23 protein-coding genes and 1 pseudogene are annotated in these 24727 nt (G+C 55.7%); 11 read left to right on the top strand and 13 right to left on the bottom strand.

From position 1 onward, the window contains the following. Positions 1 to 20 precede the first annotated feature (20 nt). From DMG62_04990 to DMG62_04970, 5 genes are read right to left on the bottom strand one after another with little or no spacing between them, the layout of a single operon-like run. The gene (locus tag DMG62_04990) at positions 21 to 569 is read right to left on the bottom strand and encodes a hypothetical protein (GenBank protein PYY24075.1); all 549 of its coding nucleotides are present in this window, start codon (positions 567 to 569) and stop codon (positions 21 to 23) included. After that, entirely contained in the window at positions 566 to 856 is a 291-nt protein-coding gene (locus DMG62_04985) for a PadR family transcriptional regulator (GenBank protein ID PYY24074.1), read from the bottom strand. Before DMG62_04985 ends, DMG62_04990 begins: the two co-directional genes overlap by 4 nt. Before the next feature lie 7 nt (positions 857 to 863). Then, entirely contained in the window at positions 864 to 2906 is a 2043-nt protein-coding gene (locus tag DMG62_04980) for a beta-N-acetylhexosaminidase (GenBank protein PYY24073.1), read from the bottom strand. 42 nt (positions 2907 to 2948) lie between these two features. Then, the gene (locus DMG62_04975) at positions 2949 to 3257 is read right to left on the bottom strand and encodes a hypothetical protein (GenBank protein ID PYY24072.1); all 309 of its coding nucleotides are present in this window, start codon (positions 3255 to 3257) and stop codon (positions 2949 to 2951) included. A 3-nt stretch (positions 3258 to 3260) separates the two neighbouring features. Continuing rightward, positions 3261 to 3956: a phosphoribosylformylglycinamidine synthase I gene (locus DMG62_04970; protein PYY24071.1), complete on the bottom strand. Its 696-nt coding sequence runs from the start codon at positions 3954 to 3956 to the stop codon at positions 3261 to 3263. 54 nt (positions 3957 to 4010) lie between these two features. Between DMG62_04970 and DMG62_04965 the strand changes: the two genes are divergently transcribed. Both DMG62_04965 and DMG62_04960 read left to right on the top strand, forming a co-directional pair. Then, positions 4011 to 4490, top strand: coding sequence for a hypothetical protein (locus tag DMG62_04965; protein ID PYY24070.1), 480 nt, complete (start codon positions 4011 to 4013; stop codon positions 4488 to 4490). 98 nt (positions 4491 to 4588) lie between these two features. Then, entirely contained in the window at positions 4589 to 5338 is a 750-nt protein-coding gene (locus tag DMG62_04960; GenBank protein ID PYY24069.1) for a YebC/PmpR family DNA-binding transcriptional regulator, read from the top strand. Positions 5339 to 5423: 85 nt separating this feature from the next. Here the strand turns inward: DMG62_04960 and DMG62_04955 are convergent, their stop codons facing one another. Then, the gene (locus DMG62_04955) at positions 5424 to 5840 is read right to left on the bottom strand and encodes a hypothetical protein (GenBank protein ID PYY24068.1); all 417 of its coding nucleotides are present in this window, start codon (positions 5838 to 5840) and stop codon (positions 5424 to 5426) included. On the opposite strand from DMG62_04955, the gene DMG62_04950 reads away from it, so the two are divergent. From DMG62_04950 to DMG62_04925, 6 genes are all read left to right on the top strand, one after another. Beyond that, positions 5833 to 6318: a hypothetical protein gene (locus DMG62_04950; GenBank protein ID PYY24067.1), complete on the top strand. Its 486-nt coding sequence runs from the start codon at positions 5833 to 5835 to the stop codon at positions 6316 to 6318. The genes DMG62_04955 and DMG62_04950 overlap by 8 nt on opposite strands. A 101-nt stretch (positions 6319 to 6419) precedes the next feature. Beyond that, positions 6420 to 6884, top strand: a complete 465-nt coding sequence (locus DMG62_04945; protein PYY24066.1) for a hypothetical protein — start codon at positions 6420 to 6422, stop codon at positions 6882 to 6884. A 599-nt stretch (positions 6885 to 7483) separates the two neighbouring features. Continuing rightward, positions 7484 to 7846: a hypothetical protein gene (locus DMG62_04940; GenBank protein PYY24065.1), complete on the top strand. Its 363-nt coding sequence runs from the start codon at positions 7484 to 7486 to the stop codon at positions 7844 to 7846. A gap of 90 nt (positions 7847 to 7936) precedes the next feature. Beyond that, the gene (locus DMG62_04935) at positions 7937 to 8248 is read left to right on the top strand and encodes a hypothetical protein (protein ID PYY24064.1); all 312 of its coding nucleotides are present in this window, start codon (positions 7937 to 7939) and stop codon (positions 8246 to 8248) included. A gap of 114 nt (positions 8249 to 8362) precedes the next feature. Further along, complete coding sequence (locus tag DMG62_04930; protein PYY24132.1) at positions 8363 to 8635, top strand: deiodinase; 273 nt, start codon at positions 8363 to 8365, stop codon at positions 8633 to 8635. A 546-nt stretch (positions 8636 to 9181) separates the two neighbouring features. Then, positions 9182 to 9430 (top strand): hypothetical protein, encoded by a 249-nt coding sequence (locus DMG62_04925; GenBank protein PYY24131.1) that lies wholly within the window; start codon positions 9182 to 9184, stop codon positions 9428 to 9430. A gap of 628 nt (positions 9431 to 10058) precedes the next feature. Here the strand turns inward: DMG62_04925 and lspA are convergent. Continuing rightward, positions 10059 to 10595 carry a signal peptidase II gene (lspA, locus tag DMG62_04920; protein ID PYY24063.1) on the bottom strand — a complete coding sequence of 179 codons (537 nt, stop codon included), beginning with the start codon at positions 10593 to 10595 and terminating at the stop codon, positions 10059 to 10061. A gap of 152 nt (positions 10596 to 10747) precedes the next feature. Continuing rightward, entirely contained in the window at positions 10748 to 13594 is a 2847-nt protein-coding gene (locus tag DMG62_04915) for an isoleucine--tRNA ligase (GenBank protein PYY24062.1), read from the bottom strand. A gap of 339 nt (positions 13595 to 13933) precedes the next feature. On the opposite strand from DMG62_04915, the gene DMG62_04910 reads away from it, so the two are divergent. Both DMG62_04910 and DMG62_04905 read left to right on the top strand, forming a co-directional pair. Then, positions 13934 to 14974: an energy transducer TonB gene (locus tag DMG62_04910; protein ID PYY24061.1), complete on the top strand. Its 1041-nt coding sequence runs from the start codon at positions 13934 to 13936 to the stop codon at positions 14972 to 14974. Positions 14975 to 15223: 249 nt separating this feature from the next. After that, positions 15224 to 16489 carry a Zn-dependent hydrolase gene (locus DMG62_04905; protein ID PYY24060.1) on the top strand — a complete coding sequence of 422 codons (1266 nt, stop codon included), beginning with the start codon at positions 15224 to 15226 and terminating at the stop codon, positions 16487 to 16489. Between the two features lie 18 nt (positions 16490 to 16507). Here the strand turns inward: DMG62_04905 and DMG62_04900 are convergent, their stop codons facing one another. The 5 genes and pseudogenes from DMG62_04900 to DMG62_04880 form a co-directional block, all read right to left on the bottom strand. After that, entirely contained in the window at positions 16508 to 18547 is a 2040-nt protein-coding gene (locus tag DMG62_04900; protein ID PYY24059.1) for a hypothetical protein, read from the bottom strand. Positions 18548 to 19246: 699 nt separating this feature from the next. After that, positions 19247 to 19906: pseudogene (locus DMG62_04895) on the bottom strand (ABC transporter ATP-binding protein). Continuing rightward, entirely contained in the window at positions 19906 to 21012 is a 1107-nt protein-coding gene (locus DMG62_04890; GenBank protein ID PYY24058.1) for an ABC transporter permease, read from the bottom strand. The pseudogene DMG62_04895 and the gene DMG62_04890 overlap by 1 nt, the downstream one beginning before the upstream one ends. After that, positions 21009 to 22262, bottom strand: coding sequence for a hypothetical protein (locus tag DMG62_04885; GenBank protein PYY24057.1), 1254 nt, complete (start codon positions 22260 to 22262; stop codon positions 21009 to 21011). The genes DMG62_04890 and DMG62_04885 overlap by 4 nt, the downstream gene beginning before the upstream one ends. A 6-nt stretch (positions 22263 to 22268) precedes the next feature. Beyond that, entirely contained in the window at positions 22269 to 23537 is a 1269-nt protein-coding gene (locus DMG62_04880) for a DUF2318 domain-containing protein (protein ID PYY24056.1), read from the bottom strand. Between the two features lie 224 nt (positions 23538 to 23761). Here DMG62_04880 and DMG62_04875 point away from each other — a divergent pair, with 224 nt between their 5' ends. Beyond that, entirely contained in the window at positions 23762 to 24727 is a 966-nt protein-coding gene (locus DMG62_04875; protein ID PYY24055.1) for a hypothetical protein, read from the top strand.

Here is a 24727-nt window from a genome sequence, read left to right as displayed (position 1 = left end):
TAGGTTTTTCGCTCCTAGCGTCAGTGCCTTGCCTGCGGCCAGGCGTCGAAGTCGCCGAGTTGTTGGGCTGCGGTTCGGCGCATCGCGTAGGCGACGGCCCACACTACAACGCCGGAGGTCCAGGCGAGCAGGAAACAGACAGCAATGCCCGAGATCAGTCCGTAGTATGAGGGCCATTGCCACGCCTTGTGAGGCAGCTCACCGCTGATGATCCTCCCGTAGAAGTGCGATACTCCGTGTATCTTCGCGATCATTCCGAGGACGATTACGAACACGATTGTCATCATGAAGATGGCGGATCGCGGAAAGCGGCATCTGGTCTGTCGAATCATGATTCCTCCGATCTTTAAGCCCTGTGGTTCGCTAAAACCGATGGCTTGGAGCTGCTCGCGCACGGCCCCGCCGGCAAGTCCGAAAAATTCCCGCAGATAAAAAGTTGCGCGCTCGCACATGCCCTTGCGTTTGTTCTCGTCTTGGGCCTCGACAAAGACGTCGAGCATCTCGTTGGCGAACTTGCAACGGTGCGCACGTGGATAGAGCCTGAGTAAGCATCGGTAAAGCGCGATCATGTTTGCTGCTCCGTTGCTATCACACGTAAGCCGGCAAGCCGGGTTAACTGCTTCAAGCGCGCGATCTCCTGCTGGAGAATTTTGCGACCTCGAGCGGTAAGCCGATAATCCTGGCGGCCGCGCGCTTTGTCGTCGGCGCTGTGCCGCGTAATCCATCCATAGTCCAACAGCCGCCGCAACGCTCCGTAGAGGGTGCCTGTGCTGAGCCGCACTCGCCGTTCGCTCATCTCTTCCACACCCTTCAATATGGAGTAGCCATGCTGCGGCTGCTCTTTTTGACGAAACATCGCTTTGCTATTTCCCTACCGCCTGCACGAGTTTCTGTATCGGTGTAACGACGACCAGGAGAAGTTCCGACTGTCCCTTCTTCATCGCTTCGAGCTGCGCCATCTGCTGATCCGCCCAGCCGGCCGGAACCGAGGCGCGAGAGCCCAGCATATCAAGGGCTTGCAACCCAATCGTGGCTGCGGTAGAGAGGTTTTGCGAAACCAGACTGTCCTCAGACAGGAGCGAATTCTGCAGCGCAGGCGACAGGCGATCGTGATTCAGCTTCCAGTCGATCATGGTGTCTCGTGCCACCGCGACGTCGTCATCGGAGACAGTTCCCGCGACGATGCGATCGACTAAGCGCGCAAATTTCCTTCCTTCAAGGCTTTCCGGCGGCACGGCATCGGGCAAGCGGTTGAGTGGAGCGTCAGCACCGTATTTTTGCGTACCTGAGCGGGAGTATCCCTTGACCGGCTCGATTGTTGTCCCCAACGTTCGGAGCGCCTCAAAGTGCTGTGGAGCGAGCCGTTCTTTCATCGCGTGCAATGCCGATTGATGAGTGAGCCCGAGCGTCTCCAGCCGCTCGCTTACGACTTCCATGCGGGCATACATCGAGTCCACATCGCGCACCTCGGCGGGAGACCAGAGGCGTTCGGCGACTACTGCCGTGCGCGGCCAGATACGGGAATCGACATTCTCGGCGCTCACCATCTCCGACCACATACATGCCTCTCCGCCGAGGATCATCTTCTGCTGGTCGGGCGAGAGCTTGGCAGCATCACCGCCAAGCGGATCGTTCAGGTAATGCTTCTCGGCCGACTCAGCCAGATCGAGGTAATAACCGTTCGAAAGTAGCGCGCGATTGCCTTGCTGCACTGCTTTTGCCTCTGATTCTGGTCCGCGCCAGGAGTGAACAACCACGTCTTTCGGTAGATCGGAAGTAAGGACTTCGTCCCATCCGACAGGTGTTTTCTTGTATTTCAGAATGATCTTGACGACGCGCTGCGTGAAGTACGTCTGGAGCTCCTCGTTGGTCTTCAGGCTGTGCGACTTCATGAAGCTCTGAATCTCGGAATTCGCCTCCCATTGTTTGCCATTGACCTCGTCTCCGCCGAAGTGAAAGAACTCGTCGGGAAATAGTCCCGTCATTTCCTTGATGAATTTGTCGAGGAACTTGTACGTGGATTCCTTCGTGGGATCCATCGCCGGATCGAAGACTCCCCATTTAGTCTCGATTTCATATGGACCGGGTGCCGATGCCAATTCGGGATAGCCGACGAACCATGCCGTAGTGTGTCCGGGCATGTCGAACTCAGGCATCACGCGAATGCCGCGATCGCGCGCGTAGGCGATCAGCTCCTTGATCTGTTCCTGCGAGTAGTAGTGACCGGCGGAGCCCATTTCATGCAATTTTGGGAATTTCCTGCTCTCGACACGGAATCCCTGGTTCTCGCTCAGGTGGAAATGGAGGACGTTCATCTTGACTGCTTCCATGCCGTCGAGAGTGCGTTTTACGACTTCGACCGGCATCCAGTGACGACAGGAATCAAGCAGGAGCCCGCGCCAGGAGAATCGTGGAGCGTCTTCGATGTGCACGGCGGGAGCCGCAAATCCTTGGGGGCTGGGTGAGACAAGCTGCAACAGCGTCTGCAGTCCATGAATTACACCGATAGCCGTTGGCGCGGCGAGCTTGGCGCCGCTGACAGATACATCCAGCTTGTACGACTCGTCCTCTCCAAGCTTTTGCACTTTTTCGGCAATGCGATCGCACTGGATCTGGATCGTTGCCTTGCCCGCTTCGGCAGTCAGGTAGCGCAGCGGAATTCCACTCTGGCGCGATAGGTGATCGACAAATCGCTGCGCGGCGCTTCGGACACGTGGATCATCGGCACCGCTTAACGCAATAGTGAGTCCCTGTTGGACCACCCACTGTCCTGAGCCCGCATCGACTTTTGCAGGCACAGGCATCAGGTTCCACGGCGGGCCGGATTGGGCTGCGTTAGTCGTTGAGGATTGTGTTGCGAACAGGGAAGTGGCAGAAAACACGCAAAGCAGGACAAGAAATCTCATCTATGATCCCGGTTTGGATTTGAAAACGAGCAGCGGAGCAGATTATCGCAATTCGTCGAGAAGTGCTTGCATCTCGGCGAGAGCGTGCTGATTTCGCGTGCGAGAAGCGCAGGCGATGCCGTCCTGGAGCATCTTGCGCGCTTCAACCTCACGGCCCGCTTTCATCAGCGTCTGCGCGGACATCTGGTACGCTGGCGTGTAGTCGGGATTCGCCCCAATCAGCCGCGCAAACTCGCTCAGAGCGGTATCGGAATCGCCTTTATTGGCATATTCCATCGCCAAGCCGTAGCGCGCGAAAGCGTCGTTGGGGTTCTGCGCAAGCATCTCCTGAAGCATTGCCACGCGGTCCATAGGCTATTTGTGCGCGAGCGCTCCGACCATGGATTCGAAGATGCGAAAGCCGTCGTTCATTCCCAATAGCGGATCGGAGCTACGATCCGGGTGAGGCATCATGCCCAGCACGTTCCGTCCAGCATTGCAGATGCCAGCGATGTTCTCGATTGAGCCGTTGGGATTGGCATCTGGAGTGATTCGCCCGTCAGCTGTCGAGTAGCGGAAAATGACGCGCTCCTCGCGATTCAGTTCTGCAAGCGTATTCGCATCGCAGAAGTAATTGCCTTCCATGTGGCCAATCGGAATCTCCACCACTTCACCCTGAGTGCAGGTATGTGTGAAAGGCGAGTGCGTGCTCTCGACGCGAAGCTTCACCGGCTTGCAGATATATTTCAACCCTGCGTTGCGCATCAGCGCACCGGGCAATAGGCCAGCTTCGCACAGGATCTGGAAGCCGTTGCAGATGCCGAGCACCAAGCCGCCGATGGCGGCAAAACGATTCACTTCCTGCATAATCGGAGCGAACTTCGCGATCGCTCCGGTGCGCAGATAGTCGCCGTAGGCAAATCCGCCGGGCACGACGATGGCATCGCAATCCTGGAGGTCGTGGCTGGCATGCCACAAGAACGTGACAGGCTGCTTCGCCGCCGCAGCGATAACGTGATAGGCATCGTGATCGCAATTGGAACCCGGGAAGACGAGTACGCCGAATTTCATGGTGTAATTTCAGTCTAGCATTGTGGCCGACACGATCCCGAGAACAGATTTTGCATGGAAATTCGCACGCACCTGCGTACTACCGGTTCTGCCCTGAGGAATTGGTTCATCGCCACTTTGCAGGATGCCGCTGCCGTGGGCGCGATGTGGCTTATCGGCCTGCTCATCCTCCGCGTTCCTCTTGCCTTCGTTTGGGCGATCATAGGCGGAGCCTGCCAATTCATTCCTAATTTCGGTCCGCTGATCGCAGTGATTGGGCCCGCGTTATCGACACTATTTACCAGTCAATCCGACGCGATGATGCACCTGCTGTACGTCTTCATGCTGTACGCAATCATCGCTGTCATCGACGGCTTGGTGCTTCAGCCGTACCTGATGAAGCGCAGCAACAAGGTACCGATTTGGGCCTCGATTCTCTGTCCCATTGCGCTCGGAATCGTCATCCCGTTCTGGGGCGTCCTGCTGGCGCCGCCGCTGCTAGCGGTGATTTATGCGTTCAAACGCAGGCAGCTTCCGCAGGCTCCGCCGCGCTGAGTAGGCTTTTGTTGCGTGCTATACTTCTCGTTTGTTCTCATGCGGATGCGGATTATCAGCGTCCAACTACATATCAAATTCGCTTCTGAGGTTGTTGCATGTCTGGCCACTCAAAATGGGCCACAATCAAGCACAAAAAGGGCGCGCTGGATGCTAAGCGCGGCAAGACATTCACGCGGCTAATCAAGGAAATCACCATGGCCGCTAAGTCAGGCGGCGGAGACCCTGAGGGTAATCCCCGTTTGCGCACGGCCATCGCCGCTGCCAAGGCTGAAAACATGCCTGCCGACAACATCAAGCGCGCAGTTCAGCGCGGCACTGGCGAGCTCCCTGGCGCAACTTACGAGGAAATTCTCTTCGAGGGCTACGGCCCGGGTGGTGTGGCGCTCCTGGTCGATGTCACGACCGATAATCGCAATCGTACCGTCAGCGAGATCCGCCACGCCTTCGGCAAGAACGGTGGAAACCTTGGTGAAGCTGGCTCTGTGGCCTGGATGTTTCACAAGAAGGGCTACATAGTGGTGCCGAAGTCAGTGGCAAAGGAGGACGATCTTATGTCGCTGGTCCTCGAGAACGGTGGTGAAGATCTTCGCGACGATGGCAATGATTGGGAAATCGTCACTGATCCCGCAGCCTTTGAGAGCGTACTCAACGCGATCAAAGGGGCCAATGTAGAGACTTCACTCGCCGAGATTTCGATGATTCCCCAGAACTACATCAAGCTGGAAGGACACGCCGCTAACACAATGATTCGACTGCTCGAAGCCTTGGAGGATCATGACGACGTCCAGCACGTTTACTCCAACTTCGATGTTGATACAAAGCAGCTCGAGGAAGTCGCCGGTTAAGAGACGAAAAGCAGTTGTCGTACAGCAGAATTCTCTGTTTGTTTCACTTTGCGGCTTCCGTCATCCATCTGCCGGCAGCAACTTCTTACCTCGGGGTCGCATCTTCGGCCTGTGAGCGGCAGTGCCTGCGGCAACGGAACCAAGCCCGCCATGAGCGACTGTGCCTGGCTCCCGTTACAATGGCTTGCCACGTTCTGTGCGCCAGTACGTACGAGCGCGATCGATTTCGCTTTCGACGAGGAGAGAACCGCTTGATCCCGAAAAATTTCAGAAAATTTGCGTTAGTTGCCACGCTTTGTATTTTCTCGGCGGCTTGTGGAAATAAGTCCGGGAGCAGTAACGAACCAGCTCCTGCGGGCCAGCCGACAGCAACTTCTACCCCCGGAACTGCGGGAGAAAGCTCCAGCGCTTCCAAGACAGCAGTTGCCCCTTCCCCTACGCTCAAGACGCGATCCTCCGCTGAGTCAGGTCCAGTCACAATTCCGGAGAACACGGTGATCACTGTGCGAACCGCACAACAACTGGGCTCAAAGATCAGTCAGGACGGAGACAGTTTTACAGCGACAGTTGCTCGTCCCGTGGAAGTCGGCGGCACGTTAGTGATTCCAGACGGTGCGAGCGCCACCGGAACCGTAGTTGCTGCGCATCCGCTTGGACGCTTCAAAGGTGGAGCGATGCTCCAACTGAGGCTCACGTCTGTGACGATCAACGGCCAGAACGTTCCCGTCAGCACCGCGTCATTCGCGCGGTCAGAAAAGGGTAAAGGCAAACGTTCAGCCACGCTGATCGGCGGCGGCGCCGGACTGGGTGCCCTCATCGGCGGACTCGCTGGCGGCGGCAAAGGCGCTGCTATCGGAGCGTTGGCAGGTGCTGGAGCCGGCACAGCAGGTACGGCTTTCACCGGCAACAAGGAGATCGTCATTCCAGCCGAATATGCGCTCAGCTTTAAGCTACTTAAGCCAGTGGAAGTGAAAAAGTAGCGACCGAAGACAGTTCCTCGCGTCGCTCAGGCAATACTAACCCCTACTCCGCAGCCGCTCGTTTACCCAGTTCTACTTTTCAAAGCGGAGCGGGGGACCGCTTGGTTCGGTTTTTGTCCTTGTCCGACTTTCCCATTTTCGGAACTCGTGTACCTGGCGCTCCTTATCGACTCCGGCCCAGCGCCTATGCTTTAGTCCGCAATGAGGTTGGGTTGTTTGCCATTGTCCGCACGCCGCTCGCATGTTACTTGCCGGGCGGCGGCATGGAAGCGGGAGAGAATCCAGAGCAGACAATAATCCGCGAGGCTCGCGAGGAATGTGGATTCATCCTCGATGCCGTAGCACTGGTCGGACGGGCGATGGAGATCTGCTACTCGATCGAAGAAGGCGAGTACTTCGAAAAAGACAGTTTTTTCATCGAAGCGACCATTGCCGGTCATGGCCCTCAGACAGAGCTCGATCACGAACTAATCTGGATGGATGCCGCCAAGGCACGGGAAGCCCTTTCCCACGGAAGTCATCGCTGGGCCGTTCACCGAGCCTTAGAGTCCTCATCCTCTTCTTAGACTCCGTCGTGCTGGAACCTTTTCCAAGGCACATGTACGAGGATCCCGCGAGTCGATAAACCGGGCGTTCTCCGGTAGAGCAACGGATAACAAAAACATTTTCTTTCTCCTCTGTAACTGCTTGAAGAGACACGAGCGGAAAAGTTGTAGAGTTGTAGAGCAACGGACGAACCTTGCTTTTACCTGGCCATCTGGCCATCATCGAGAGGTGGATCGAAGTTCCAATTTGGGAACAAGCGGCCTGGTCACGAACCTCTGGTTAACTCGCGGGAATAGCACAAGTGTTGAGTTCCAATCGCTTCGGCTCCAGGATCCCCGGGGGATCTCGGTGGGATCTCAACGCTAAGTCCTTCAGATTCTGAGATCGCCAAAAATGTGGGCAGGCGAACGACGGTTGCGACCTAGTGAATCAATGTCTATGGAGGAAAACGGTGCGGCTCGCAAATGGATATATGTTGGAACCGGATTAGTCAACGGTACATTCCTGATCTGGAATTCAGCGAAATCGCTCTGAAGCAGGCTAGATACACCAAAGTTTTGCAAACAGTGTTACCACTGTGATTTGAATGGCTTGAGAATGCCGCCTAAGCTGCGGCAGGATGTCGTCCTCGTCAATCAATATGGGCACAGGTGTACGCCGCTCGCAGCGCTTCCGCGTGAACTTTCCGATCAAGCTGTTCACGGTTGTGCAGCAGCGCCGCTGTGTGCTGCAGGGACGCAGTCATGACCTCTCGGAAGCAGGCATGGCGATCTATATTCCGGCTGAGCTGCAGGTAGGCCAGATGCTACAGATCGAGTTCATTCTTCCCGAATCCAGCCAGAGGCTCGGGGTAAGCGCTATGGTTCGAGATTGCTCTGGTTTTCGTTGCGGGGTGGAGTTCCTGAGTCTAACGGCTACAGAGCAAAAGGCCTTGACGGACTGCTGCGATCGGCTTGGTGGGACGTCGACGCATCCTCAATAAGATCCGCTAACGCGAAAATATTAGCGATTATTTGTTGCGCAATCGTTAGACTTACGAGCCATCGCCATGGAGACACCCGCCAAACGACAAATGCTGCACCGCATCATAGGCGCGGTTTTGCTCTTATTGATCGTGGGGTATGCTGCGCTTCTCTTCTCCGTAAATCACGCAATGCATCGATCGCCCGCGGAATTTGGGCGATTCATGATGAAGATGCCTTCGGCGATCTTCTTGATCGCGCCCTTTGAAACCATGTGGACACGCGCCCGTGCTGGACATTTGAACGTCGGCGATCCTGCGCCAGACTTCACGCTTGCCACTCTGGACAAGAGCGCACATGTTAGCCTCGCATCTCTGCGGAACGACAAACCAGTAGTCCTGGTCTTCGGCAGTTACACTTGACCGCCATTTCGGCGGGAGGTTCCCGCACTCAACAAGCTTTACGACGAATATGGTCAGCGTGTGCAGTTTTACGTCCTGTACATTCTGGAAGCGCACCCCAGCGACGTCTGGCAGATGCAGAGCAATGTTCGCGATAGAGTCGTCTTTGCCAGCCCAAAGAGCATGGGAGAGCGCGAACAGGTTGCAGGCATGTGCGTGCGCAAGCTTGGTATCAAATTTCCCGCGCTGATTGATAACTTCGATAACACCGCGGAGCAGGCTTACACCGGCTGGCCTGATCGGATTTATTTGATTGATAAAGACGGACGCATCGTTTACAAGAGCCGTCCAGGCCCCTTTGGGTTCCATCCCGAGGAGCTGAAGATCTCTTTGTCCCAGTTGCATTAGTCTGACAGCCGCCCTTTCGTCTCCAGCGGCACTAAAGATGGAACCGGGTAATTTGGGCTTCCCTGCCGGTAACAGGAATGGCGTTCCGCAGTAACGCGTGCGACCGGTTTGAGATGCCGCGGAACCGCATTTCAGGCGGATGATGTAAGCAGTGACATTGTTCCAACACATCGTAAGGACATTGGTGGGCGCGGAGCCCGGATCATTATCGCCGCCCGAAGTGGTGATCTGGCCTGCCGCCAGTAACGATCGTCGGCTTGTAGCCGTGTGCTCGCGCTGTAGCAAGACCCTTCGCGCTGGCTTTACTGCCGACGCGCTGCGGGGCCACTACGATCACGTCTGCGATTTCCATCCCCGCTCGGTAAACCGCTAATTCTTGCTTGCCTCGGATTGTTCTTATCAGCGGGATCAAAGGAGACTCAGCGGTTACGTTCTGCAACAAATGGGGCGCGAGTATCGCAGTATCGTCGCAATACTGTCAGCGTTGTGGGACTTCAATAGGATCGGATTGCCCGAGTATAGGTCTTGCTCGATACAATGTTCGCCATGTCTGAACCAACTCCTGAGCAACTGAAAGCGCGAATCGCGGAACTCGAAGCTAAGCTCACATCACGCAAGTCCAGGAATCTGGAATTTCGTGTGAGTGAAAAAGGTGGAGTAAGCGTGTATGGTCTGGGCCGGTTTCCTGTCACGTTGTATTACGAGCAGTGGATGCGACTTTTGGGGTCTGTCGATGAACTACGCGCCTTCATCGAAGAGAACAAGTCGCGGCTCAAAACAAAAGATGCGGAATAAGGTCATGCCTGCTGTGGCTCGCGTATGGGCACCGGAGTAGTAGTATCTCTTTCGCGCCAGGCGATGATCTGCTCGCGCAGCGTATTCAGGCTGTTAGTGATGCGGTCTATCTCATCCGCTAGCAACGTGCGATGCTCGGTTCCCAAGGCAGGAAGCAGAGCGTGATGATCCTCTCTAAGATCGGCGAATTGCGCGGTGAGACTTCCGCTCGGCGCAACACCGCGCTCAGCAGCTCCAAGGTTCTATCTACACTCTGAGCAAACTTACGAGACGTGTCGATCTGTGCACTTTTCGCAGCACTGTGCAAATCTGCTGGACATTGACATCAGCGCTGCAAGTGCCACGTCCGCAGCTGGGAAATGTATTCTCTTTGATGTTTTAGGAAAGGGCATCGGGTTCAGCCGCCATTAAGCAGCTAGATCAATGCACGGCTTTAGCCGTTACGGTCTGACGATGCCGCCCAATATTTTCCTGTGAGGCTAGTTATCCTCGCGATCTGAGCTTCTAATCTCAGGGGCTAAACCCATGAACACCAGCACTCCTTTAATGGCACGGCTGAACCCGATGCCCCTGCCGAAGCGGTGTACTCTCCGATATTTTCAACAGGGTGGAACTCATTCCACTAAGATTAATCAGCCTCAGAAGTAGGCTGAGGCAGGGCGCTTTCCTCGTAGGCCTTATGGTGTTTGGGCGCAAAAAGAATCTCGACCATAAGGATGGCAGCGCCTATCACAATCGCGCTGTCGGCGATGTTGAAGTCAGGCCAGACGTATTGGCCGATGTAAAACTCCAGGAAATCGACTACGTGTCCGGAGAGCACACGATCCCATAGATTCCCAAGGGCTCCACCGAGGATGAGAGACAGCGCAAAAGCTGTGCTGTTCAGGCCCTGCGTATGTCGCCAGAGAAGGGCAGAAACTACGATAAGAGCGAGCAGCGAAAAGAAAATCAGAAATACGATACGCAGCTCGGAGGGGGAATCGGAAAACAAACCAAAAGCCGCGCCTCCGTTAGTAACGTGAGTGAGCTTGAACAGCCCGGGAATCACTGTGATGCTGTCGTGCAGCGGAATCGTGTTGGCAATGATCCATTTGCTGAGCCGGTCGAGGGCGAGCACGACTCCAGCAATCAGCAAAACGTACTTTCGTAGAGTCCCTGTAGGCATTCCTAAACTACTGCGCTCCCAAAACGTCTAACTGATAAGCTCCGAATCCCTTTATAAGATTGCCACAGGAGATAGTTCGTTACCACTGGTCGAGTCTTGTTCGTATCATGGCATCGACTCTAAATCGTGCCGATGAAGCGACCTAATGTTCTCTACCGAACGCTCTCCCTGTCTTCCATCTCGTGCAGGGCTGCGCTGCAGCGCTCGCACACCGTTGGATATTCGGCATCGCTCCCAACCTGGGTCGAGTAGTTCCAGCAGCGTTCGCATTTCGTTCCGTCCGCCGGCGACACTTCAATTTTGAGACCCGATCCATTTCCATTGCTGGGAAGCTGTTGCAGCTCTACTTGAGAGACGATGAACAGATATCGCAGGGTTGCGAAATATTTTTCGAGCAGACCATGCGTCTCGAGTGGAGCAGAGATCGCGACCTTGGCTTGCAGCCCGCTGCCGATAACTTTGTCTTTGCGCGCGGTCTCCAGAGCGCGAAACACTTCTTCACGAACCAGTAGAAGTCGTTGCCAATCGGCCCGTATACGATCAGTGTCTGAGGGCACGGATTGTCCCTGCCGGTCAGGCTGGCGCTCGGTATTTCCCAAGACCTCTTCGGCTGTGGGGAAGAGCGCGAGGTGCACGCTCTCAGGCTTCTCGCCCATAAATGGCATGAATTCCCACACCTCTTCGGCCGTGAAGCTCATGATCGGCGCGACCAGACGGACGAGCACTTGCCCGATGCGCCAGATCGCAGTCTGTCCGGAGCGTCGTGCGCATGATGTGCGCGGATACGTGTACAGACGGTCCTTGAGCACGTCGAAGTAAAAGTTGCTCAGCTCGCTGGTGCGGAAGGCGATGAGGCGCTGGTAGATGCGATGGAACTCGAACTGTTCGTACCAGCGAAGCACGTCCTTCACCAGGTCGGAGGTGAGGAGCAGCATGTACTGGTCGATGGATTCCGTTTCCTCGAACGGCACCTGATCTTGCGCGGGATTAAAGCCGTCAAGATTGCCGAGGATCCAGCGAAAAGCGTTGCGGATGTCGCGATAGTTATCGGCGACGCGCCTCATTAACTCATCAGAGGCGTGCATGTCTTCGCGGAAATCAACGGACGCAACCCATAACCTCACAATTTCGGCGCCGAGCTTCTCTGCGACCTCTACAGGATCTACTCCGTTGCCGAGTGACTTCGACATGGCGCGGCCTTGAGGGTCGAGCGTCCATCCGCAGGTCACGGCGAGGCGGTATGGCGCTCGATTACGTGTGCCTACAGAGCAGAGCAGGGAAGACTGAAACCATCCGCGATGCTGGTCTCCGCCCTCGATGTACATGTCGGCGACGGCATCTTTCATCACTACCGCCCAACTTGAACCCGACTCAAACCAGACGTCGATGATGTCGAACTCTTTGCGGAAGTTTTGCGCGCCGCAGTTCTGGCATTTCACATTGGCAGGAACGATGTCCTTTACATTGCGCGTGTACCACGCGTCCGCGCCTTGTGCTGCGAACAGCTTGACTACCGCTTCGTTTGCCTCTTTCGAGCGCAGAGGCTGATTGCACCCTTGGCAGAAGAAGATCGGAATGGGAACGCCCCACACGCGCTGGCGCGAAATGCACCAGTCGGGACGCATCGCCACCATGTTCGAGATGCGTTCCTCTCCCCAGGCCGGATCCCACTCGGTCTTGCGAATCTCTTCGCGCGCGCGCTCACGCAGGGTCGAGCCGTGCATCGGGCTCTCCATGCCGATAAACCACTGCTCGGTGGCACGGAAGATCACGGGATTGTGGCAACGCCAGCAGTGCGGGTACGAGTGCGTGATCTTTTCTTCGCCCATCAACACATGACGCGCTTTCAATAACTCGATAATCGGCTGGTTGGCTTCAAATACGGTCTTGCTGTTGTACTCGGGCAGGCCGTTGCGCAGGCGTCCCTCGGCATCGACATTGCAGGTTTGGTCGAGCCCGTATTTGACGCCGGTATAAAAATCGTCTGCACCGTGCGAGGGAGCGGTGTGAACCGCACCTGTGCCTTGCTCGAGCGTTACATAATCGGCGAGAACTCCCAGGATCTTGCGATCCAGAAATGGATGCTGGAAGGTTGTGCCTTCCAATTTGCGTCCCGGGAAGCGTGCTATGACACTACCGTTCTGCAGTCCAGTGTGCTCCCGCGTCGCTTCGAGGAGCCCTTCAGCGATGATGTAAACGTTTCCTGCGTCTTCTAGCGCAACGTAGTCGTAAGCAGGATGGAAAGCTACCGCCATCGACGCAGGAAGCGTCCACGGAGTCGTCGTCCAGATGATGGTGTTGACGCATTTGCCGGCGAGCGCAGGATCGATCGCCTCCGGCTTACTCGTGAGCGCGTACTTCACCCATACGCTGGGACTGGTGTGCTGTTCGTATTCGACTTCGGCTTCGGCGAGTGCGGTGCGATCGACGATGCACCAATAGACGGGACGAAGTCCCTTGTAGACGAATCCGTTTTCCCAGAAGTCAAAGAAGACGCGCGCGATCACCGACTCGTATTGAGGTGACATCGTCGAGTACGGATGCTCGAAATCGCCGAAGACGCCGATGCGCTGAAACTGTTCGCTCTGCAGATTGAGATATTTTTCTGCGTACTCGCGACATGCACGACGCACCGCCGTCGGAGCCATCTCCAGCTTTTTGCGGCCAAGTTTTTCGTCGACTTTGATTTCGATGGGAAGGCCGTGACAATCCCATCCCGGGATGTATGGCGCGTCAAAGCCGGCCATTGTCTTCGATTTCACGACGAAATCTTTCAGCGACTTATTTAGGGCATGACCGAGGTGGATCTCGCCGTTGGCATACGGGGGACCATCGTGCAGATGATATTTAGGCGCACCTTTTCGCGCTTCTCGAATACGCTGATATATGCCGATTTTCTTCCAGAATTCGAGCCTTTTTGGCTCGTTTTGAGGCAGATTCGCCTTCATGGCGAAGCTGGTTTTCGGCAGATTCAGCGTGTCTTTCAATTCAGAGGGCATGCCCGGTCGTTATCTACTCCTCACACTAAAAAGGCGGGAAACTTCATTATAGGGGATGGGTTTCCACACATAACCATATCTGTGGTTCTGTCGTCGTTTGCTCGCATCTAACAAGCGATGCTGAGGTGGTGTCGGCAAAGGGCTATTTCGCTGATGCCAAATTGTGGGAAGAGTTGCTCGGTTTTTTTGAGCTTTTCGGAAACTTTTCGATGATTTTTTAGTCTGACATCTTGACAAACTCGCAATGCTCAGAGTTGCTGCGCGAGCAACATAAGGACTGAAGAATTCATCGGAAGAAGGTAAGCAGCCACTCCCAACGCGACGAGCGGAATCGGCTGAATGGGTCCAGAAAAAGTTTTTATGGCAAACCAGGTTTTGATCGCCCCCACTGAAAGTTCTCCGGTCCGGAGGCGGGTACCAGCAAGTGTACCCAACTTTGGTTTGAAGGCGGAGGGGTCGCTCTTTCAATCTCTGAAAGAGAATCTTCGCGACGTTTTCTTTCCAGAAAAATTACCACCGCTCAAGCTGACATCCCGTCCAGTTCCAGTTCGCAGCATCTGGGGTGCCTATGACAATCGGAAAGTCGCGCGCACATCTTCGGTGGTTGTGCATGCTGGAATTATCGCAGCTCTGCTTGCTGCCTCTATCTTGGGGCACAAGGTTTACCAGGAGGCGAAGAAAGAGACTGTTATTGTTATCGCTCCGGACATCTCCGAGTACATGCCGATGACACCTAAGCAGATGCCGACACTGCAAGGCGGCGGCGGGGGTGGCGATCGCGACAAAGTCATCGCTCCCAAGGGACGCATACCCAAGCCGGCGATGGAGCAGATCACGCCTCCAGAGGTCGTCATTCGTAACGAACATCCCAAGCTCACGGCCGAGCCAACTGTAGTGATGCCTCCACAGGTGAAACTGGCGAATAATAATCTGCCGAACTTTGGCGATCCGAAGTCCCCGGTAATCGCTGGACCTCCATCGAACGGCGTTGGGGCCGGATCTGGTATTGGCTCTGGAAGCGGTGGCGGAATCGGCTCTGGAGCCGGAGGTGGCGTTGGACCTGGTTCTGGCGGCGGATACGGCGGCGGAGTCTTCCGTCCCGGCATTGGTGGTGTAACTGCTCCTCGCGCGATCTATAAGCCGGATCCGGAGTACTCGGAAGAAGCTCGCAAGGCGAAGTATCAGGGCAAAGTAGTTCTGGGGCTCATCGTTGATGCCAGTGGACGTCCGCGAGGACTCAAAGTCGAGCATGGACTGGGCATGGGACTTGATGAAAAGGCGCTAGAAGCGGTCCGCACGTGGAAGTTTGAGCCAGCTGAGAAAGACGGCAAGCCGGTGGCGGTAGCCATCAGCGTGGAAGTGGAGTTTAGACTCTTCTGAAGTAAGTACTTATCAGAAGAATTTAACGGCATGAGCGAACCTGCTCGTGCCGTTTTGCTTTTGTGCGACATCATCACCAGCGGTATTCATAGGGCGTGCATAGACGAGAAGGCAAGAACAGCGAAAATAACAGCGGAGAGTTTGGATGCGGTCAGAGATCGTTGAATTCTGACTCTTTTCCTTGACGAATCGGTGCCACCGACGCTGGACGCATCTGCTGCGCTTATAATTCACTTTCCGAATCTTCTAATGTGCGCGTTATCTGTTCAATCGACGCGAATCATCATTAACGGCGATCGGCTCCATCAAGAGCTGGCAACGTTAGCGACGCTTTCGGACGCTGCACCTCCTGCAGTGACTCGAATCGTTTTTTCTGAGGCGGACCTTCGGGCTCGCGATTATGTAAAAGGCCTTTGCGCCGCCACCGGACTCGCAATCCGCGAAGACGCCGTTGGCAATACCTTTGCCCGCTGGCATGGAGACCGACTCAGCGAGGCTGCAGTCGGAACAGGCTCTCACATCGATGCCATACCCAATGCTGGGCGATTTGATGGCACTGTCGGCGTACTCGGCGGACTCGAGGCGATTCGCGCTCTCAAGCAGGCTGGGTTCTCGCCAAAGCGTCCCATCGAGCTGCTCATTTTCACCTCCGAGGAGCCGACGCGATTCGGCGTCGGCTGTCTTGGCAGCAGACTTCTTTCAGGCAACCGCGATGCTTCGGTTGACGAGAAGCTGAAGGACAAAGGCGGCCAGACACTATGTGACACTCGCAAGGCAGCAGGATTCAGCGGAGATTTGCAGCACGTGCAACTTCAGCGTGGGTACTACAGCAGCTTTGTCGAACTGCACATTGAGCAAGCCCCTCTGCTGGAACAGGAGCAACTGGATATTGGCGTAGTCACGGCAATTGCCGCTCCGGCAAGTTTGCGCATCCTGATAGAAGGGCAGGGAGGCCATGCCGGTGGAGTTCTGATGCCTGACCGCCACGACGCTTTGTGCGCGGCTTCAGAGATCATTCTCGCGATCGAGTCTTCCGTGAAGTCAACTGGTTCGCGGGACACCGTCGGCACCACCGGTGTGTGCGATGTCTTCCCCTCGGCGGTGAACAGTATCCCGAGCCACGTGCGGCTGGAAGTAGATCTTCGGGATATCGATGAACAGCGTCGCGAAACTGTCTTCCGACTCATTCGTCAAGAATGCGACGAAGTTGCAGCCAGTCGATCTGTAGACGTTCAAATCGAGATTGTGAATGCAGATGCTCCGGGCCAATGCGCGCCTGATGTGGTGGAGGGAATCGAGGGTGCATGCAGAAGCAATCAGCTTCGATTCAGGAAAATGGTAAGTCGCGCCTATCACGACTCGCTATTCATGTCGCGAATCGCTCCAACCGGAATGATCTTCATTCCATGCCGGGAGGGCATCAGCCACCGGCCTGATGAGTACGCCTCGCCTGAGGCGATCAGCAATGGAACGCGCGTTCTGGCGCACGTCCTTGCCGAGCTCGCTTCACGATAAAGCTGTCACAACCAAATATCACTGCACGCCAATGGCGTGGTAGAGCTCCGCGGGACGGAGCAGCTTGCCATTTTTCATCACGAGGTCGATTCTGCGAATGTCGCTGATTTGAGTTGTCGGATCGCCATTGACCAAGATCATGTCGGCGTACTTGCCCGTCGTCACCGAGCCGAAGTCCTTATCCATGTGCATCACGCGCGCACCCTCGAGAGTCGCCATACGGAGCACCTCGGACGCCGAGATTCCCGCATGCGTGTAGATTTCAAGTTCGCGATGCAGTGCATATCCGTTGCCGGCGTCAGTACCCGAAACCAGCTGAACGCCGCTGTCATAGAGCTTCTTCAACATCGCTTCCATCTTTGCGTAAGAGGCGCGGTACTGTTTGTCGGTGGCATCATCGGGAACCGGCAGTGAACCGCCTCCAGCTTTGATACCCCGCTGCGCCTGCACTGGTAAACGATCGAAGATGGGCTGATCTATTCTGGCAACTTGGCCCTGGCGGTCGGTGTAGGTGCTTTCCCAGACTCCCATTGTTGCGTCGATTACGATATGGCGTTCTTTCAGCAGCGCGATGAAGTTGTTCACCTGCGGACTGTTCAAATCGAGATCAGCGCCTCGCTTGCCGGGCGCGATAAATCGTTCGGGAGTGCGCGTCTCCTTTATGTCGGGCATGAAGTTCAGGAAGACGAAGTTCATGTGCTGAATCTCGTCAGCGCCATCGCGGATGAACTGCTCGGCAACCATCCCTGCGGGAACATGCCCGCTGACGCGCAGGCCGCGCTTGTGCGCCTCGTTGACGATGATCGGCACGAGCTCGGGCTTCACTGAGCTGTAGATCTTGATCTGCACATAGCCAAGATCGGCGTAGCGATCGACACGCGCCAGAGCCTCCTGCGGAGTTGCTGCGAGCACTTTAATAGGACCTTCAAACGCACCTGGTCCGTCGATGAAGCCCGCACGCACGACACGCGGCCCGATCTGCGTGCCGTCTTCGATGTGCTGCCGCAATGTGGTGAGATCCTCGATGCTGTTGCCCATGTCACGAACGGTGGTCACTCCTGCAGCCACATCCATAAAGGCATTCAACGGGAAGAGCTGGGCGTGCAGGTCCCAGAGTCCCGGCAGCAGCGTTTTGCCTGAACCGTCGATGACTTCAGCGTTCGCCGGCGCAGTTTGACCAGTTTCGGGAGCAATCGAAACGATGCGATCGCCATGCACTGCTACGCGTTGCCTAGGAAGGATCTTCGCCTTCTCCGAGTCGAAAAGATTCACATTCTTTATTACTACATCGCCCGTCGGGGCGTGAGTCAGTGCTCGGGCTAGTTCGGCAGCGCGAGCATTCTCCACTTGCTGTTGGGCTTTGTGCAGAGTCGGAACAACCGACTCAAATCCCTGACGCGCTGTGCTGCTCCAACCATAGGTAGTCGCAAAGAATTGCTGGTCTTCATCGAGCCAGAGGTATGCAGGCTCATAGCCCAGTCCCGAAACTTCGTAGAGTGTTGCTGTGAGCTTCGCGCCGTTCGCTTCGATGGGTACTGACTTCACGTTGCGGACCGCGACTTGTCCTGATGGCAACAGATCAATTTCGCCGCCATTCTTCAGGGCAGCTCGGGTTAGCAGCGCCAACGACTCGGGGCCGCCGTCGAGGTCGACGTAAGCCTTGCCAGAAGCGTTGGATAGGTGCGTGTCCTCAGCCTGGTTCTTCCATGAAGCGTTTGTGCCGTCGAGCGAGAAATGCTCCTCGACGGGATTCTTCATGTAGTCAACGCCTTTAGAGTCTTCGGCGATTACGAGACCCTTCACGTCGAGTTTGTAGTTTGTGTAGATCTTGGGGCCCCGTCCGCGATCGTTGAACTGGAAGAACTCGTGGATGATCCCATCGGAGGTGGTCCAGACCGCATCCTGGCCAGAGGGTGTCTTATCGCTCAGAACAGTGCGAACGCGCGCGTCTTTGGGAATGTCGCTGGGAAATTCGGGAGTTGGCGACGCTTTCTGTTGCGGCTTCGCGAGGACAGCGAGCGTCAGAACGAAAATGATGGTCAGGAGACGAGGATTCATGGCAGGGAAGCTTAACAGAGCGGGCAAAAGTACCCTCAGTTGTGAGCTGACAACCACTGGCAGGTTGGGAATTGAAACGGAGCGCCGGACGCGCACGCCCGGCTCTCCGTTGTGAGCTAAAGGAGTCCTCGACTAATGAGCGCGGCTTTGGGCGACAGCGTGATCGGAAGCGCGTCCTGCTTTTTCGCAGCACTCGCCGGCGGGAATAGGACTGCCATGAGGACAGCTAGTCGGATGTCCGAGAAATGAACAGATTTTTTCCGTCACTTCCGGCGAGAGGATGTGCTCGAACTTGCACGCCTGTTGCTCGATCTCGTCTTCGTTCTGCACTTTCAAAGTTTGCGTGAATAGCCGTTCTGCCAGGCGATGACGGCGAATCACATCTGCAGCGCGCTGCTCGCCTGCGGGAGTGAAATCGACAATGAACTCGCCGTGCTGGTGCGAATACGTGGCTGGATGGATGGCCTCGTGGCAGCGGTTGAGTACATCCTTGTGCGTGTGGTCGGCAGCTCCATGAGCCCGCTTCTTTACTAGTCCAAGCTGTTCCATGCGATCCACAGCGAGGGAGACTGGCAGTGCTCCATCGACCTCCATGCGCCCAACTTCCGCGAGCTCACCATTCTCATGCAGCGTCCAGATCTCTTCGAGCACTTCGTCGATCTGCATCTCGTCCGACATCGTGAAGGTTTGCTGATGCGCGATTTGTCCGTGATGCAGTTCGACGGAACGATCGGCGAGTCGTGCCACGACAGGATCGTGCGTCACCATCACAATCGTTCGTCCTTGTTGATGGAGATCTCGCAACTGCTTGAGAACGATTTCCTCGTTCTTGGCATCGAGGTTTCCGGTCGGCTCATCGGCCAGAATGATGCTGGGATCGTTGATCAACGCGCGGGCAATGCAGACTCTCTGCTGCTCGCCGCCGGAGAGCTGTGCTGGTAAATGATGCGCGCGCTCTTTAAGTCCAACACGGTCGAGAGCTTCCAGTGCCTCTTTCTTGTCAGTCATCGAGTGGAAGTACTGCGCCAGCATCACGTTTTCCAGCGCAGTGAGGTAGGGAATGAGATGGAACTGCTGAAAGACAAATCCGATCTTCTCTGCGCGAAAGCGATTCAGTTCTGAGCCGGAGAATTCGCCGAGATCCCTGCCATCGATGAAGATGTCTCCCGAAGTGGGACGATCGAGACATCCGATCAGGTTTACCAGAGAAGACTTACCGGAACCCGAGGGCCCCATAATCGCAAGCCATTCACCCTTACGCACGGAAAGTGAGACACCGTCGAGCGCGCGTATTTCGCCCGCCTGCCCGCGCTGGCTCGCCGGATACAGCTTCCGTACGTTGATGATCTCGATGGACATTACTCTCCCTTAAGGATGCCTGCTGGTTCGATTCGTTGCAAGCGCGCCAGCGGAACGATTGCCGCCAGCAACGCCAGAATAATGTCTGTAGAGATTACGAGAGGCAGCACGCTTAGCCGTGGTGTCACGACTGCATGGAAGTTAATCTCAGAGATCAATGCGGCGAGCACAGATCCGAGAGGATACCCCACCAGCGCAGCGCACAGCGCGACGGTCAACGCCTCTCCCGCAAACAGAGCGTTGACCGTGCTCTGAGAGGATCCGATAGCTTTCATTACGGCGAAGTCGCGACGTCGCTCAAGAACCGAAGAGGTCAGGGTCGAAAAGACGCACAGAGCGACCGTTAGCGCAATCAGCAGAGTGGAAGCGAGCATGATAGAACGCATGCGGCTCACTACGGCACCCTGTGCCTGAAGCAACTGCCGCACCGGTCGAACCTGCATGTCGGGGAACACCACTTGGAGTTGCGAGATCGCGGTGGTTATTTGATCGCGCGACCCGGGGAGCGAGATCTCGAGGATCGACGGCCCGATTCCGGTCCAGTGCTCGAATATCTTGAGAGAAATAAGAACGCGATCTTCGTCGTCCGATCCGGTCTTTAACGTGCCATAGTATTGGAGGTGAAGAGAGCGTCCCGCGAATGCTAAATCAAAACCGCCGTGATCTACCTGGAGATGCGACTCCGCTCGCACTCCGGTCAAAGCCTGATCGTCGCCGCTGGGCCATTTCGAAACGGACCACCACGAATTGAGTAGCCGGACCTGATCCATCTCCGTTCCAGCGACGACGATTGGTTCGTCGCGATTCGTGTGCGTGACCGCGAAGGCAAATGGAACCACCAGCGCCTCGGATCCGAGAATGGAGCGAGCGCGTGCTACGGCATCGCTGGGCAGATTCTTTCCATCAGGCGCAGCAAGTGTGATGTTTGCGCCGTAGGAGCGGAAATCCCTGTTCAATTTGTCTTCCAGACCCTGGTAGAGACTGAGCATAGCCGTAATCATCGTGGCGGCAACGCTCAATGCGATAAAGGCGATCAGCGGACGGTTACCGCGGCCCAGCAGTCCGCGCTTTAGTACATGAAAAAACATCGATGCGCGCACGCTCATGCGTCACCCCGCAGGACAAGCACGGGATCGAGCTTGAGCGCACGGCGAATCGCCGCCGCGCTGCCTGCAATTGTGACAAGCAGAGCAAGAAAGATCACCATCGGGAGCAGGACTGGAGTAATGGCAACGCCGGAATGGAACACTGCCTGGCCGATGCGCTGGGCGATCGCATCGCCCAGCAAGAATCCAAGAATTCCCGCGCCTAGCGCAAGTAGCGTTGCCTCGCAAACAAATAGGGACGCAATCGTCGAAGCCGTTGCCCCTAATGACTTCATCAGGCCGACCTCCTGACGTCGCTCCAGAATCGTAGTCGCCATCGCAGCAGAAACGGCTAAAGCGGCGGCGATCAGCGATGCCACTGCAATCAGCAACATCATTCCTGAAATGTGCGAAAGGATCGTGCCTTCGTTCTGCGCGGCTTGACGAATCTGCTGGGCGCGCGCTCCGGGAAAAATTTCGCGCAACTGGAGCGCAATAGAATTAGCATAAGGCGAGCAATACCATCGGTCGCGGTCGGCGGCCGTCATGCGCTCGGGATCGCGGCGGGCAAACGCGTCTTCCGGCTTGGTCAGCGCGCTCACATAAATCTTGTCAACCGCATCCGGCGCATGGAGTAATTGCTGTACCAGAGCGAGTGGAGCAACGATGGCGTTATCTTCGGCGCCTCCAGTTGTCAGAATGCCGCGGATTCGCGCACTCGACCCAAGCAGATCGATCGAGTCTCCCACCTGGTTCCCAATTCGAGACGCTAATTGCGATCCGATCAGCAAATCACTACTGCCGTCCGTTGGCCAGCTCCCTTGCACCTTCCACCATGGATACATCTTTTCCACTCCAGTTGAGAACTCTTCTGTTCCAAAACGGAGCTGCTTGTCGAAGTACGTGCCAATTACACGGATTGTCCCCGATCGAGTCGGCAACTGCGTCTCGAGAAAGGGAGCAAATGCCAGGATGTTATGGCCCCAGAAGATTCCTCTAATGTTGGACAGGGAAGATTCTTTGAGGTGAGTTCCACCGGATGCGGGTTTCAATTCCTGGTCGCCAATGCGCACAGAGAGTGCTGCATCGGCTGGATAAACCACAAGGTTTGCCCCATATCTGCGTAGCTCGCGATTGATCTTATCGCCGACATCCACGCCAACAGCGATCATGGCCGTCGCCACGGCGACTCCCAACGTGACAGCTATTCCGGCTAAGAGTTTGCGCCGCTGTTGTCGGCGGAAAGATTGGTAGAGGAGGCGGAGAAACACGATGTCCTACTTCGCCGAACTCGGAGCTTCGCGGGAGAGATCCGCCTGGCTAATCGTGATCTGCTCACCATTGGTTGACGATGTGAGCGGAATAGGATTGCAACCGCCGGACTGGCCCACCGACTGAGCATTGATCGGCGCAGAGCAGTTCTTGCAAATGATCTGATTGCCGCTCTTGTAAAAGCCTACCGGACCACAGATCTGACAGGCATCCAGCACGGTGACGACTTTGCCGTCGGGCTTCTTAAAAATCACAAAGAATACTTTCTTACTCTCCAAATTCGCGGAATAGCGATGCAGCTCACCATCAGAGACTTCGCTCATCGGGATCGAGACCTGGCCGCCGACAAACGCCACTTCGCGAGCAGGGGTCACCGAAGTAGTGCTCTTGGCGTAGATGAATTCAGCCGTCACGAGAACAATGAAGATGAATGACGAGCTATAGACAGCAGTCGACCAGAGCCGTTCCTTTCGTGCCGACCACAATGCCTTTCGCTGGAATGCCCGAGAATCTGTCGCGCCTGATCCCGGGAGAAGTGGTCCACTGCCTTGTCGCCTGCGCTGGTCAAAGAGGATCATCAGCGCTGCCAACGCGAGAATCGTCACGAAGAAGAACAGATCGTTGCGAACAATAGGGCCGATCAGGGCCATTTCTTCACGGCTCGAAGGAAGCACGCCATTTTCGGAAAGCTCGTGCAATCCGGAAACAAGAAGCTGAGCCGCAACGAAGATCAAAATGACCGTTGTTACACGAAAGAAACGACGCAGATCGATGCGTATGCTGCCTTTTACGAACATCACACCAAAGACGATTGCCAGCAGCACGCCGATTATCGTTCCCATGAAGCTCAGGAGTTGGGTAGAGTTGAACTCGACGGCTGCCAGAATCAAGACTGTTTCCACACCCTCGCGCAACACCATTAGGAAGATGAACAGAAACAGCCCGAATGTCCGTCCTCCGCTCGCCAAACCTCCGACTTTGCCTTCGATTTCGCCTTTGAGCCGCTTAGCCGCCCGGCTCATGAACCAGATCATGCTTATGACGAAGAACGCCGCTACCAGCATGACCCAGCCCTCAAAGATGTCCTGATTAAACTGGGTCCGGGACAACAATACGGCGACGCCAATACTGCAGATGAAAGCTGCTCCTAAGGCGGCATACACGACGCGGCGCAACTCAGGACGCTGCATTTTTGAGAGATAAGCCAGCGTGATTCCGACAATCAGAGCTGCTTCGACGCCTTCACGCAGGGTGACAATAACGGCTTGCAACATCGGTTAGGTATTGAAAATGAATTTCAATTTCAATTAGCATTGTAACAGTTAGCAGGGATTAGCTTCCAGGGTTTGCCACCGGAGCGAAGTGTGCCTTCAGCGGGCAAGTATCACCCGTTGGTTTCGAGCTACTCAGGTTACATCCTCATGTGTAACTCAGCGCGTCTAATCCAGTTCATCGCCCAGACCGTCCAACGTCTTCATCACAAAGATTGCCGGAGAAATTGTTCTTGCTGAAGTTGCGCGTGGCCCGTACCGTCGCGGAAATCGAGACGCTCAGACCGATGTGGGACTCGCTCATGAGTCCGAATTTGAGTTTGTTTCAAAGTTATCGATGGAGTTTTCTTGCGGCAAAAATCTTTGGCGAACGTGAAGAGCCTCACTTCATCGTTGCGGAGGATGACAACGGTGCGGCGATTCTCCCTTTGGTCATCCAGAAGGGCTCCCGCCTCCTGAGTTTTGCAGGGGAAGCTCTCTTTGATTATCGTGACTATCTGGCAATCGGTGATCCCGCATCGCTCTGGGCAGCGTGGCAGAAAGTAGCATCCATTGGTCTGCCATTGTCGATCACTGCGATCTGCCGTCCAGAAATGCCCGGTTGGGAGAATCTCCCAAAGAGCTTCTTCAGCAGGGCACCGCGTTTGCATAGATCGCAGATCACATCGGAACAACTCGTTCGATATCACCCGCGGGCGTTCAGTCGTCTGCGCAAGTTGGAGCGTATGGGTCTGCGCATCAGTCAGTACTCGGGTAACTCCCGGATCGTGTCAGGTATTTACCGAACTCGCACGGCCCAATCGAGCTCTGACGAACTCTTCCATGATCCGCTGCGTGCCGACTTCATGGTGGCGATCTGTAGTGAGGAAGGAGCGCGTTGCGAAGTGTTCGCCCTGGAGCATGGCAGCACTCTTGCTGCCGCCCTCGTCACCTTTCGCGATGGTGACTGGCGCCGTTTCTACACAACTTTTTACGATCGGCGATGGGCGCGCTTCTCGCCAGGAGTAACCTTGTTGTTTGAAGTCGTGCGACGTTCACTCGACCAGCATATTAACGGCGACCTGATGACTGGCGAGCAGCCATACAAGATGCGCGTGGCGCAGAGTGCGCAAGAGCTGTTCAAAGTGTCGGCCAGTGCAACGGAACTGCGGGAACTATTTCCAACCGCTGTTACTGCGGACTTCGCTGCCTGA

The sequence above is a fragment of the Acidobacteriota bacterium genome (genome assembly GCA_003225175.1).
Taxonomy (GTDB): domain Bacteria; phylum Acidobacteriota; class Terriglobia; order Terriglobales; family Acidobacteriaceae; genus Gp1-AA112.
This window is presented reverse-complemented; position numbering and strand designations above follow the sequence as displayed.

Coding starts and splice junctions, on each gene's coding strand:
- DMG62_04990 (PYY24075.1), bottom strand. CDS start 569: ATGATCGCGCTTTACCGATGCTTACTCAGGCTCTATCCACGTGCGCAC.
- DMG62_04985 (PYY24074.1), bottom strand. CDS start 856: ATGTTTCGTCAAAAAGAGCAGCCGCAGCATGGCTACTCCATATTGAAG.
- DMG62_04980 (PYY24073.1), bottom strand. CDS start 2,906: ATGAGATTTCTTGTCCTGCTTTGCGTGTTTTCTGCCACTTCCCTGTTC.
- DMG62_04975 (PYY24072.1), bottom strand. CDS start 3,257: ATGGACCGCGTGGCAATGCTTCAGGAGATGCTTGCGCAGAACCCCAAC.
- DMG62_04970 (PYY24071.1), bottom strand. CDS start 3,956: ATGAAATTCGGCGTACTCGTCTTCCCGGGTTCCAATTGCGATCACGAT.
- DMG62_04965 (PYY24070.1), top strand. CDS start 4,011: ATGGAAATTCGCACGCACCTGCGTACTACCGGTTCTGCCCTGAGGAAT.
- DMG62_04960 (PYY24069.1), top strand. CDS start 4,589: ATGTCTGGCCACTCAAAATGGGCCACAATCAAGCACAAAAAGGGCGCG.
- DMG62_04940 (PYY24065.1), top strand. CDS start 7,484: ATGTCGTCCTCGTCAATCAATATGGGCACAGGTGTACGCCGCTCGCAG.
- DMG62_04935 (PYY24064.1), top strand. CDS start 7,937: ATGCTGCACCGCATCATAGGCGCGGTTTTGCTCTTATTGATCGTGGGG.
- DMG62_04930 (PYY24132.1), top strand. CDS start 8,363: ATGCAGAGCAATGTTCGCGATAGAGTCGTCTTTGCCAGCCCAAAGAGC.
- DMG62_04925 (PYY24131.1), top strand. CDS start 9,182: ATGTCTGAACCAACTCCTGAGCAACTGAAAGCGCGAATCGCGGAACTC.
- lspA (PYY24063.1), bottom strand. CDS start 10,595: ATGCCTACAGGGACTCTACGAAAGTACGTTTTGCTGATTGCTGGAGTC.
- DMG62_04915 (PYY24062.1), bottom strand. CDS start 13,594: ATGCCCTCTGAATTGAAAGACACGCTGAATCTGCCGAAAACCAGCTTC.
- DMG62_04910 (PYY24061.1), top strand. CDS start 13,934: ATGGGTCCAGAAAAAGTTTTTATGGCAAACCAGGTTTTGATCGCCCCC.
- DMG62_04905 (PYY24060.1), top strand. CDS start 15,224: ATGTGCGCGTTATCTGTTCAATCGACGCGAATCATCATTAACGGCGAT.
- DMG62_04900 (PYY24059.1), bottom strand. CDS start 18,547: ATGAATCCTCGTCTCCTGACCATCATTTTCGTTCTGACGCTCGCTGTC.
- DMG62_04890 (PYY24058.1), bottom strand. CDS start 21,012: ATGAGCGTGCGCGCATCGATGTTTTTTCATGTACTAAAGCGCGGACTG.
- DMG62_04880 (PYY24056.1), bottom strand. CDS start 23,537: ATGTTGCAAGCCGTTATTGTCACCCTGCGTGAAGGCGTCGAAGCAGCT.